Raw genomic sequence first — 11,069 nt, 5'->3', positions numbered from 1 at the left:
AACTACTATTGCGAGAATTGCGACGAATTTTTTCAGTTATAATCCTAAAACATCCCTGTCAGGATTTGCATTTTTGAACAGATTGATACTGATATCCCTTCCGTATGTGAATTTCAAAAGGCCTGCATGGATTGACTTTAAATCATCATCCGTAAATCCTTCAAGATAATAGATCTTGCCCCTTTCACCAACATTCATCAAAAAACGAATCATATGCCTGTAAACCATGATGGAATGAGGCCTATACACTATGATATCATCGGTAATATATTCAATAAGCATATCCATCTCCAAAAAGTCAGGCTGAATCACTTCAACATTGCAATTTGGAAATTTCTCTTTAATAATTGCTTCATAATCCACTGCATCACCAATTAAAAATTTCAACATAATCCTTAATAAAGTATTTCAACCATTGTTTATCGATAAACAGTTTCCGAGGAAACATTTATATATAATCCCATACAAAATAATTTTGAAGACTGAAAAATCTTACATAAAAATGCTAGTTGAAAACATGACAGATGAAAATAATATCGATAAATTTGATTCAATGCCTTTTATCTCATTAATTGAACACATATCAAAAAACAGACTGAAATATTCTCTCAGAAATCCGAATCAAATAGACATGATTCATGAAGGTCGCTATCTACTGGAAATACACAAAAGAAGTGGTTTATCACAGGATGATTTGGCAAACACATTTGGCCAAAGCAAAGGAACCATAGCCAAGGCATTAAAGAAATTTGAAGACAAGGGATATGTTGAACGAAGTGTTGATGAAAACAACAGAAGAAAATACATTTTGAAAGCAACAGAAAAAGGAGAAAATCTGGCTATCCAACTAAAAAACGACCTGGAAGAATGGGAAAAGAACGTTGGAATCTATGAACTGGACGAAAGAACAAAAGACCAGTTAAAAAACATTGCCAGAAAAAGCGAAGATATTTTGAGGGACAGTGATTGATATGGCAAATAAGAACGTTGAGTTGATGAGGGGAGAGCCTGAAAGGGCAGTTAAGAAACTTGCCATTCCGATAATGATATCAATGATTTTAACCGCATTGTACAATATCGTTGACGGAATATGGGTGGCAGGCCTCGGACCGACTGCAATTGCAGGAATAGGATTCGTAACACCTATTTTCATGATTCTGAATGGAGCAAGCGTCGGACTTGGAAACGGTGCTACAAGCAGCATTTCCCGATTCATTGGAGCAAAGAACAAGAAAATGGCAACTGAATCCGCAACACAGTCCCTGTTCATATTTCTGATAGCTTCAGTGGCCTTAACAATCATTTTCCTTATAATACAGGAACCATTGCTTAAAAGCTATGGTGCAACAGGACAAACACTGAAAGAAGCCATTGCCTATGCTACACCATTGTTTTTAGGTCTTGTTGCCCTGATGTTTGGAAACGGATGCAGCGGAATCCTTCGTGGTGAAGGGGACATGAAACGTGCAATGTATGTCGTAGTTGCCACAGTCATTCTAAATGCAAGCCTTGATCCGATATTCATCTACACATGCGGTTTAGGCTCAGCCGGAGCATCACTTGCAACAATCGTAAGCTCAGCAATTTCAGCAATAATAATTTTATACTGGATTTTGATTAAAAAGGACACCTACATTGACGTTACACTTAAAAACTTCAAGTTCAACTCAAAACTGGCAAGAGACATTTTGAAGGTTGGAATTCCGTCTGCACTGGACATGCTTATTATGGCGATTGCAATGTCAATCTATCTGATTGTGATATCCCTGGTCGGAGGAGACTATGGAATAGCCACATTCACATCAGGACAAAGGCTATACCTCTTTGCAATAATGCCTCTTACAGCTATAGGATCAGCAGTTATCGCAGTATCCGGAAGCGCATATGGTGCCCGAAATGGAGATTACCTTTCAAGAGCCCATAAGTTTGGTGCAAAGTTCGGTTTGGCTTTAGGTACCGCAATTACATTAATACTTGTGATATTTGCAACTCCTCTCGCCACAATATTTGCATATACTCCTGAAACTGCAAATCTGGTTCCTGGAATTGCACAATACCTTCAGCTGGTATGTCCATGTCTGATTTTAACCGGAATAGGAATACCTTCAAGCTTCTTCTATCAGGGAATCGGAAAGGGAATATACAGCCTGATGTTTACAATACTTAGGGAAATCCTATTCGTTGTTCCGTTGATTTACGTGTTTGTATTCATCCTAAACATGGATTTAGTCGGAATCTGGTTGGGATTATGTATAGGAAGGGCAATAGCCAGCATACTCAACTATGAATTTGCAAGATACGAAATCAAAAGAACAAGGGAAAAATTTGGAAATTAATATATTTCCAAAGTTATTACCATCACCATTCCACTATAATGTTTTAAACTTCACTATTTTAACCATCCAAAAATATTGATTTTAGTTTTTAAAATTGATTTAACCTCTTTAAATTGCTTAAATTTAAAACTTAACCATTTATAAGCGATGAAAAATAATATAGAAAACACAAGTACAATTTCAGAGGTTAAAAAATGAATAAAACAGAATTCGATTATAAAAGCGAAACAATCAGAGAAGTCTTCAGCGACACAAGAAAAATATGCATAGCTCCAAAACATGAAATAATGCTTGATGAAGGAGTTCATCCCGGAGGCGACATCTTTAAAACTGAAGACGGAGAATACATTGATTTTGAAACCCAATTAAAAGACTTTGATGCAGAAGAACTTGCAAAATATGTTGAATTTGCAGAAAATCTCTATGAAAAACATCAAAAAAAGGTATCAGTCTACATCATATGCCCTAAAAACATCAATGTTAATGTCAGGGAATGTCCTCTAAAATCAGACGCGGATTTCACAATTAAGCTTGCATGCTCACAGGACGACATCTGTCATCTGATTTTAAACCGCATCAAGAACAAGCTTAAAAACGATGTGGCTCTTGACTGTGATGATATCAATGCCGTTGAAATGCTTCCCGTAATGTGCAACAGACATGAGAGGAACTATTTCAGGGTGGAATCCATAAAAATTCTGAATATGGTCTATTGATCATTTGTTCCATTTAAGGATGGTTTTGCCGAAGTGTGAAATGTAATCCTTATCAAATGCCTCCTTCAAGTCGGCCAAAGTACTTATTTCACATATGTTTGTAACCAGTTTTTCCAAATATTCAAACAGCTGAGGATTTTGTTTGAGAGTCTCCACCACTCCAACAAAGTCTTCCCTTTCAGACCTGCTGTTTCCCTGTATAGTCAAACCCTTTTCCAAAACCATTCTTGTGTTGATTGGTATCGGATATTCGCTTACACCAAATAGGTTTATTGTTCCCTGCGGATTGACCAAATCAATAATCTGTTCGATTGCTGATTGGGATGCGCTTGATCCCACACATTCAATGCCGGGGTCAAGGGCAAAATCATCCGGAACATTATGTATCTGATGGATTTCATCCGCAAATGAAAACAGGTTCAGGTTTTCCAGATGCTTTCCGAAAACAATGACTTTTGATTCCGGAAACCTGTTCTTTAAAAGTAGAGCAGTTATGAAACCCAGATTTCCATCACCCCAAACTCCCAATGTGTCCTTTGGAGTTGTTGCAATCTCTGAAAACTTGGAAATGCCCTGATAGGCAACAGTTATTAATTCAATGAATGCTGATACCCTCGGGTCGAAATCGTCAGGAATTCTGACCAGACGACTTGAATCCAGACTAATCAAATCTGAAGTGAAACCGTCAAATCCGCTTCCTCTGAATTTGGATTTGTATGAATAATTGGCTCTGCAGACATCTTCTCCCATAGGAGTGTTTGGAATCATTACAACATTGTCTCCAGCTTCAAATTCGCCGGATTTGTCATATACCACTTCACCAATCCCTTCATGAATCAATGCCATCGGCAATTTCTCTTCAAGAACCTCTGCAGGTCTGGAACCCTGATAGTACCTTTGGTCAGCCTGACAGATTGAAAGATAGGTCGGCCTTACGACCACTCCGTCAAGTTCCACCTCATCAATCGATTCCTCAAAAAATTTGGGAGATTTGAGTCTATAAACAATATTAATCATTTCCATCCTCAAGTATTGTATTTGCTAATTTCAAGTCATAAGGGTATGTAATCTTGATATTTGTCACTTCACCATCAACTAGATGTACATCTTCATCCTTAAGTGTAAAGATTTTGCATGCATCTGTCAGTATATTGGTTTCAGCTTCTGTTAAACTATTGATTAAGTTGAAAAGTTTCTTTATATTGAAGCTCTGAGGCGTTTGGCCTTGGTAATAATAATCCCTCACAGGGATACTTTCAATGGTCTCACCATTGACGCTTTCAACAATGGTATCTGTAGCCGGAATAACTGTATCGCAGGCACCATATTTTCTTGCCGCATCGATATTGTCCCTGATGATCCTATGGGTTACAAATGGGCGCACGGAGTCATGGGTAATGATAATGGACTCGTCATCGATGCCGAAATTGTCTTCAATATACTTGATGCTGTTCATGATTGTGTCATTTCTGGTTTCGCCACCTTCGATGACAATTATATCATCATTTTCACCAATGTATTCACTAATCAGATTATTAGTATGATTTATAAAGTTCTTTGGAATCAGAACGATTGTTTTGTCGATGTTTTCATTGATTACAAACTTTTCAATAGTATGAATAATTACAGGCTTGTTTCCTAGGGTCAGAAATTGTTTGGGGGTGTCCGTACCTCCCATTCTTGAACCTATTCCACCTGCAAGTATCGCTGCAAAAATCATGTGAACCTACTCCTTTTTAAATATGATTAAATAATGGGATTTACCTTGGGGATTCTCTTCACCAATATCAACTGTCAAATGATCCCTTTTAAGGCCATAACCATTGAATATTTTTTCCATTTCAACATGTGAAATCCTAATGTCCAAAGGAGGACCTCTAGTCATTTCAATAGGTTTGAAATCCATTATGGCAATTCTGCCGTCTGATTTGGTAATTCTGTTTAATTCGTTTATGACATCTTCCTTTTGGCGGGATTCCTTAAATCCATGGAAAACATTAAGCATTAATATTACATCAACGGATTCATCACCTACGCCCGGAATGGTTTTGGTAATGTCAGCTTCGATGGGAATCAGATTTTTTACATTGTTTTCATCGACATATTCCTGCAGCTCCCTGATGGATTCTGCATAAGCATCAACTGCATAAACCTTGCCTTCCGGAAGATATTTCTCAATTGCCCTTTTGGAAATGTAACCGTCACCACATCCTGCATCCAAAAAGGTTTCATTGCCCTTGAGATTTAATTCATTTAGTATTTCATCAGAATCTAAGAAATTCGCACTTGATTTTCCATGATGTCTATGCTCCATAATTACACCTTAATTATAATCTTTAAAAAATAGTATTTAAAATTTTCAAAAAAAAGTTTAGGAGAGTTTTTAACTCTCAATTAAAAAAAAGCTATTCCTTTTCAAACATGATTAAGTAGTGGGATTTGCCTTCAGGAATATCTTCCCCTATCTCCTCATTCAAGTAGGTCATTTTAAGACCATGCTTATTGAACAGCTGTTCCATCTCTTCAGGAGAAGATCTCACAGGTGTTGGAGGTCCTTTTGGAACATCCCAAGCCTTATAGTCCATGATTGCAATTTTTCCATCATTTTTGATTATTCTTGAAAGTTCAGTAATCGCTTCGTCAATCCTTCTTGACGCTTTAAAACCATGGAAAACATTGACCATCAAGACAACATCAACAGATCCGTCATCAACTCCAGGGATTCCTTCGGTAATGTCCGCTTCTATATTGATTAGGTTTTCAACATTGTTTTCACTTTTATATTTTTCCATATCTTCAATTGAAGCATCATAGACATCCACTGCATAGACTATTCCCTTGTGATTGTAATCTTCTAGAATTTTGATTGCATTATGGCCATCACCGCACCCGGCATCCATAATTGTTTCATTTCCTTTTAAATTTAGCTCTTGAATGATTTCATCTGAATCCAGGAAAAATGCACTTGAAAATCCATGAGCCCTATGTCCGTTTTCAGGCATCATCATATTATCACCTAAATAATAATATTTAAAAAATAGTATATAATTATTGTCAATGTGAAAGTTTGTAAATAACACTTAAAAATTAATTAAAATAAGAAAAAAAAGTTATAAGAGGATTATTTTTTCCAGGTTTGTTTTACTCCTCTTCCTCTTTTACTACCAGGCTTGGTATAACTTCTTTTTTGTCTGGTCCTTCTATTAGTTCCTTTAACTTTTGCCATATTTTCCCCTCCTTAAATTTTATCATTACAAAATTAGAATTAAATCTATAACAAAAAAATATTTGTTTTCAAGATATTTAAAGGTTTTCTTTAAGTGGTATATTCCGCATTAATTTTAACATAATCGTATGTTAAATCACAACCCCATGCAGTAGCTTCACCATCACCCAGATCCATGTCAATATTGACAGTGATGTTTTTTGACTGCATTATCTTTTCAGCCCTTTCAAGATATGGAGTGTCTTCAAATGCTAAAATTTCACCGTTTTTGACCAAATCAACATCATCTGTGTCATCTGCAATGGATATTGTGACAATGTCAGGATTTAAGTCACATCCTGAGTATCCTATGGCTGAAACAATTCTTCCCCAATTAGGATCTCCTCCAAATACAGCGGACTTGAATAAGCTGGAAGATATGATTGATTTTGCAGCCAACCTTGCATCTTCATCATTTCTGGCATTGCAGACATTGGCTTCAATGAATTTGGTTGCCCCTTCACCATCACGGGCCATCTTTTTGGCCAAGTCAATGCATAAATAATTCAATGCTTCCTGGAAGTTTGAATCCATTTCGCCATCCTTCACGACTTCAACACCTGATGCGCCATTTGCCATCATCAGACATGTGTCGTTGGTACTTTCATCACCGTCGACGACAATCATGTTGAAACTGATATCGGCTGACGCCTTGAGTGCCTTTTTGATTTCATCTGCAGGAATTACAGCATCGGTTACAATGAATGAAAGCATTGTTCCCATATTTGGAGCAATCATTCCACTTCCTTTAGTGATTCCTGCGATTTTTACAGTCTCACCGGAAGTTAATGTGACCTCCAAAGCACATTCCTTCGGAAATGTATCAGTTGTCATTATGGCCTTGGCCGCTGCAAGAGAATTTTCTGGATTGCTGCCCAGCTTTGATAAGGACTCATAAGCCACCTTTGAAATGATATCTATCGGCATTTCACGTCCAATGACCCCTGTTGATGAAATGGCGATTTCATCTTTAGGTACTTTCAAGTCATTAGATACCAATTCAACTAAAGTCTCACAGTCTTTAAATCCCTGCTTGCCAGTGAAACAATTGGCATTTCCACTGTTGACGAATACAGCTGAAATGATTCCTTTTTTTAAAACATTCTGAGTGTACTTAACAGGAGCTGCAACCACTTTATTTGAAGTGAATACTGCTGAAGCAGTACTGTTTGGTGAAACGATTATAGTAACACCGTATTTTCCTTCACGAGCCCCTGATACTTTAAGATTTTCAATTACTGAAAATCCTCCATCAAGTTCTTTAATAAAATTCATAAAAATCACAAAAATTAGTATTCATTACTTTGTATATACTGCGTATTAAGTTGTGAAGACCCATTTTCATTATAGTCTATTCCATCGACTTCCTTATCATAATCCACAACTTTAGAGCCGTTCACGTTTTTAGTCATTTCCTCTGTTACATTTTCAAAATGAGGCTGACCATCATCACCGTCATCAAAACTTAAAGAGACACCCATTCCAGCACCTATGACAAATGCAACCAAAGCAAGTATGACAAGGAACATGAGAGTTCCACTACTTTTTCTTGGCTTTTTAGGTCTTCTGTTCCTTTGCACTCTAGATTTAGGCGGACGATTATTGAACTTATTTTTATTCCTTCCAAACCTTCTTTTGGAATTATTTTGGCGACCATTTCCTGATCTTAAAACTCTTTTATCGTCTTTTTTTCGTCTCATGATTTTTCTCGCATTTTGATTAAGTGATAATCGCATAAACTAGGGCAAGGATGACCCCAATAAAACTGAACATTCCAAGTCCCAAAATTGACATCACATAAGCAAATATGAATACAAATGCAAATACTCCAATCAATTTCGGTTTTTCATTTTCCACCAAATTAATCAGAGTCCTTGTGAATTCGGATGGAATGTTATAAGCATACAAACCGTTAGCCAACTCAAAAACAACCAAAGACAATGGAGCGGCAGAGTCCAAATCATCTACAAGTTGAGCCCTTTCTCCTGCTTCACGTCTGCTTCTTCCAACGCCCGCTCTGATTTTTGCACCATTATCCAATGCAAACCAAGCAGCATCAAGACCTGCACGGATTGCCAAATCCTTTGATGGGAATTTTGCAATGAAGTCATCACCGCCTTCCCTGTAGCCTTCGAGTTCACCTTCACATTCGGTTTCGATGAAATTTTTGATTCCGGTCATCAATTCAACCAGTTGATTCCTTCCGTTCTTGTTGATGAATTTAGTGGAATCAATTAAATCAATGAATAGATAATTTTCCAGATCAACTGGTCTGGATTCTTGAAGAAGGAATGGTGAATCAAATACCAGCGCATATTCTCCGCCTAATTTGGTAAATGCAATTCCTGGAAAGCTTCCAACACTCTGAGTATAGTGAATTGCCCTTTCAATTGAAGCGGCACCTGTCATTCCGACAGCTGAAATAACCTGAATTCCTTCAGACAATCCGATTCCAATCAATTCAATGGCTACACGAATAGCATCGTTTTTACTTAACATTTTCGCAACCAGTTCTGTAGCTGTCTTTTCCACAATTTCTCCCTTTTCATTTTGAATGATTTTGACAAAAATGTCAATCAAACGGGACGGATATGGTAGTTCAATGTAGAAGTAACGGTCACTACCCATGATGATATTACTTACCAATGCATATTCTTCAATCTTATTTTCCGCCGGTTGCAATTCATGAAAAGTATAGTCCTTTGGAAGGTTTTCAGCACCTACATCACGAATGAGATTTTCCAGAATAGTGTCTGATGTGATTTCGGCCTTTTCAAGCTCGAATAGAATTGTTTGAGTATAGTTGAATAACTCCACATACTCGGTTTCTAATGAATTTGTCGGAAAAAATTTAGTTCCCACAGCAATTGGATTGAGCTTGGTGGTTAGTCTAATAAAGAACTTAGTCAAACTATTAACCATCCAGGTCCCCTCCTTTTTCCAGCTCTATTTCAAACTCTCCAGGCCTTTCCAAAAACATGTCTGGTTTTACTGATACGAACGGGAATTTCCAAGATCCAAGCCTTCCGGCAATTGTGCTTGCAATATTCCTTGAATTTCTTTTAATAAACACTTCATCATGCTCGCTTACACGCACTAGAATGTTATATGGTGCGGTTTCGGTAACTTCATCGGCAAGCAATATGTTCAATTCAAAAGTGCCAGGTTTTGTGAACAAATCATTTCTTACTGCGATTAAAGGTTTTTTCTCAAGACCTAACCTGTCTGCGACAGTGACTGAGATGTTACCCGCATTTTTCACAGCAATCTTATAATCTTTAGGGTGTACCAATACGAAAATAACATATGGAGCAGCGATTTCTACATCATCCACCATTTCCACAATCTTATTGAACATAGGTATTTTGGCGAAAATGTTTTCTAACTTAGATTCTGCATTATTTTCATTGTCGATACGAATGATAGCCTGTTTGGCTATATTTAATGGGGAAATTTCCAACCCTTCCTTGCCGGTGTAGATTTCCCATTTTTTAAAGTTCAATTCCTTGATAATTTCATCACAGATATGCTGTAGGATATTCTTATCTTTTTTAGGTTTTTTCGGCTTTCCAAAAGTGAGTCTGCCATGGTCGATAATGAATGGTATTCTCATTGAAGAAACATTTCTAAATTCAGCAGCATAATCTCTGAATTTATCATTTGATAGGATTTTAGCTCTTTCACGAGTTGCAATTTCCAATATAAAATGGTCTGCATCATTACCTGCCGGAACTTCTTCCACATTATCATTTTCCAGCAGTTTAATAAATTTTTCCTTATCATCAATATCATGACGAAGTGATGCATCAGCAATAATTACAAATTCATCTTCACTTTCTTCCAATGCTTTAACAGCAGCAAGAATATTGGACATTTGAGGCTGTCCGTTCTGATTTTTAACATGATGAGCTACATTAGAAGCATCTACGACCACTTTCATAATATCACCTAAAAATTCAATTCAGTTTATTAGTATATATTTTATCTTATATTTAAATTTAATTTATAATTTATTTCTTGGATATTTTCCAAATAAAAATTTTTCGCCATTTACTTCATTTAAATAGATTTCGATATCCTCTTCTGAGATGTTATAAACATTATATGAGTTTTTATTTTTGCCTCTGAGCTTTAAAGAGGAAAGAGAGCCTGCATTGACAATAATGGTTTCATTTATTTTCCATATATTTGGAACATGCTTATGTCCTGACAAGACCAAATCGACCTCATGAGTTGTCAGAGTCTTTAAAATATCTCCCGCATCTGACAAGACATTGCGTTCACGCCCTGTCTGAGGGATGGACACAACATGATGGTGCAGGGCAACAATGGAGAAATGCTCATTGATTACACATTCATCCAACTGATGTTCCAGCCACATGTGCTGAGGGGTTCCGACATGACCCTTGTCCTCATCTGGAGAACTGCTGTCAAGTCCCATTACTGTGAAATTACCATCCATTGTTAATTTCCAGCTTTTTTCACCGACCAACTCTTCAAATGTCTGATAACCCAGATTACGGGCATCATGATTTCCTGGAACTGCAAATAATGGAGCTTCAAACATTTCCAAATATTTTGTTGCCTTTTCAAATTCGACATAATAACCGTGTTCAGTCAAATCTCCGGTTAAGATTATCATGTCCGGCTGCAAATTGTTTATTTCGCTTACAGCCTTCAGGAACATATCCTCATCAAAGGTTGAATCGGATATGTGCAGGTCGGAAATGTGTGCAATCAAAGTCATGTTAT

The 11,069-nt window shown here is 37.0% G+C and carries 13 protein-coding genes; 3 read left to right on the top strand and 10 right to left on the bottom strand.

What is annotated here, in order from left to right; genetic code table 11:
* Positions 1-36: 36 nt before the first annotated feature.
* Positions 37-363, bottom strand: coding sequence for a hypothetical protein (locus tag E7Z79_RS05895; protein ID WP_303739044.1), 327 nt, complete (start codon positions 361-363; stop codon positions 37-39).
* A gap of 154 nt (positions 364-517) precedes the next feature.
* Here E7Z79_RS05895 and E7Z79_RS05890 point away from each other — a divergent pair, with 154 nt between their 5' ends.
* The 3 genes from E7Z79_RS05890 to E7Z79_RS05880 all read left to right on the top strand — a co-directional run bounded on the left by E7Z79_RS05890 (position 518) and on the right by E7Z79_RS05880 (position 3,052).
* Positions 518-970: a MarR family winged helix-turn-helix transcriptional regulator gene (locus E7Z79_RS05890; protein WP_303739043.1), complete on the top strand. Its 453-nt coding sequence runs from the start codon at positions 518-520 to the stop codon at positions 968-970.
* Between the two features lies 1 nt (position 971).
* A complete protein-coding gene (locus tag E7Z79_RS05885) occupies positions 972-2,336 on the top strand; it encodes an MATE family efflux transporter (RefSeq protein ID WP_303739042.1) in 1,365 nt (454 codons plus the stop codon).
* Positions 2,337-2,530: 194 nt separating this feature from the next.
* Positions 2,531-3,052, top strand: coding sequence for a hypothetical protein (locus E7Z79_RS05880; protein ID WP_303739041.1), 522 nt, complete (start codon positions 2,531-2,533; stop codon positions 3,050-3,052).
* On the opposite strand, the gene E7Z79_RS05875 is transcribed toward E7Z79_RS05880, so the two are convergent.
* The 9 genes from E7Z79_RS05875 to E7Z79_RS05835 form a co-directional block, all read right to left on the bottom strand.
* Entirely contained in the window at positions 3,053-4,075 is a 1,023-nt protein-coding gene (locus tag E7Z79_RS05875) for an alcohol dehydrogenase catalytic domain-containing protein (RefSeq protein WP_369693435.1), read from the bottom strand.
* The gene (locus E7Z79_RS05870) at positions 4,062-4,772 is read right to left on the bottom strand and encodes a 2-C-methyl-D-erythritol 4-phosphate cytidylyltransferase (RefSeq protein WP_303739039.1); all 711 of its coding nucleotides are present in this window, start codon (positions 4,770-4,772) and stop codon (positions 4,062-4,064) included. Before E7Z79_RS05870 ends, E7Z79_RS05875 begins: the two co-directional genes overlap by 14 nt.
* A gap of 6 nt (positions 4,773-4,778) precedes the next feature.
* Positions 4,779-5,366 carry a class I SAM-dependent methyltransferase gene (locus E7Z79_RS05865; protein WP_303739038.1) on the bottom strand — a complete coding sequence of 196 codons (588 nt, stop codon included), beginning with the start codon at positions 5,364-5,366 and terminating at the stop codon, positions 4,779-4,781.
* Positions 5,367-5,457: 91 nt separating this feature from the next.
* Positions 5,458-6,060, bottom strand: a complete 603-nt coding sequence (locus E7Z79_RS05860) for a class I SAM-dependent methyltransferase (protein WP_303739037.1) — start codon at positions 6,058-6,060, stop codon at positions 5,458-5,460.
* A 308-nt stretch (positions 6,061-6,368) separates the two neighbouring features.
* Positions 6,369-7,592, bottom strand: a complete 1,224-nt coding sequence (gene argJ, locus E7Z79_RS05855; RefSeq protein ID WP_303739036.1) for a bifunctional ornithine acetyltransferase/N-acetylglutamate synthase — start codon at positions 7,590-7,592, stop codon at positions 6,369-6,371.
* 14 nt (positions 7,593-7,606) lie between these two features.
* A complete protein-coding gene (locus E7Z79_RS05850; protein WP_303739035.1) occupies positions 7,607-8,017 on the bottom strand; it encodes a hypothetical protein in 411 nt (136 codons plus the stop codon).
* 19 nt (positions 8,018-8,036) lie between these two features.
* Complete coding sequence (locus E7Z79_RS05845; RefSeq protein WP_303739034.1) at positions 8,037-9,239, bottom strand: hypothetical protein; 1,203 nt, start codon at positions 9,237-9,239, stop codon at positions 8,037-8,039.
* Positions 9,232-10,257: a Zc3h12a-like ribonuclease gene (locus E7Z79_RS05840; RefSeq protein WP_303739033.1), complete on the bottom strand. Its 1,026-nt coding sequence runs from the start codon at positions 10,255-10,257 to the stop codon at positions 9,232-9,234. The genes E7Z79_RS05845 and E7Z79_RS05840 overlap by 8 nt, the downstream gene beginning before the upstream one ends.
* 63 nt (positions 10,258-10,320) lie before the next feature.
* On the bottom strand, positions 10,321-11,064 hold the full coding sequence (locus E7Z79_RS05835; protein ID WP_369693436.1) for a metallophosphoesterase: 744 nt from the start codon (positions 11,062-11,064) through the stop codon (positions 10,321-10,323).
* Positions 11,065-11,069 lie beyond the last annotated feature (5 nt).

This window comes from Methanobrevibacter thaueri (assembly GCF_015062905.1).
In the GTDB taxonomy this organism is placed as follows: Archaea; Methanobacteriota; Methanobacteria; order Methanobacteriales; family Methanobacteriaceae; genus Methanocatella; species Methanocatella thaueri_A.
The sequence above is the reverse complement of the archived record's forward strand: the minus strand, read 5'-3'. Positions and strand labels throughout refer to the sequence as shown.

Excerpts from the sequence above, each read along its gene's own strand:
- E7Z79_RS05885 (WP_303739042.1), top strand. The coding sequence starts at position 972 with ATGGCAAATAAGAACGTTGAGTTGATGAGGGGAGAGCCTGAAAGGGCA.
- E7Z79_RS05850 (WP_303739035.1), bottom strand. The coding sequence starts at position 8,017 with ATGAGACGAAAAAAAGACGATAAAAGAGTTTTAAGATCAGGAAATGGT.
- E7Z79_RS05870 (WP_303739039.1), bottom strand. The coding sequence starts at position 4,772 with ATGATTTTTGCAGCGATACTTGCAGGTGGAATAGGTTCAAGAATGGGA.
- argJ (WP_303739036.1), bottom strand. The coding sequence starts at position 7,592 with ATGAATTTTATTAAAGAACTTGATGGAGGATTTTCAGTAATTGAAAAT.
- E7Z79_RS05890 (WP_303739043.1), top strand. The coding sequence starts at position 518 with ATGACAGATGAAAATAATATCGATAAATTTGATTCAATGCCTTTTATC.
- E7Z79_RS05845 (WP_303739034.1), bottom strand. The coding sequence starts at position 9,239 with ATGGTTAATAGTTTGACTAAGTTCTTTATTAGACTAACCACCAAGCTC.
- E7Z79_RS05875 (WP_369693435.1), bottom strand. The coding sequence starts at position 4,075 with ATGGAAATGATTAATATTGTTTATAGACTCAAATCTCCCAAATTTTTT.
- E7Z79_RS05880 (WP_303739041.1), top strand. The coding sequence starts at position 2,531 with ATGAATAAAACAGAATTCGATTATAAAAGCGAAACAATCAGAGAAGTC.
- E7Z79_RS05840 (WP_303739033.1), bottom strand. The coding sequence starts at position 10,257 with ATGAAAGTGGTCGTAGATGCTTCTAATGTAGCTCATCATGTTAAAAAT.
- E7Z79_RS05860 (WP_303739037.1), bottom strand. The coding sequence starts at position 6,060 with ATGATGATGCCTGAAAACGGACATAGGGCTCATGGATTTTCAAGTGCA.
- E7Z79_RS05865 (WP_303739038.1), bottom strand. The coding sequence starts at position 5,366 with ATGGAGCATAGACATCATGGAAAATCAAGTGCGAATTTCTTAGATTCT.
- E7Z79_RS05835 (WP_369693436.1), bottom strand. The coding sequence starts at position 11,064 with ATGACTTTGATTGCACACATTTCCGACCTGCACATATCCGATTCAACC.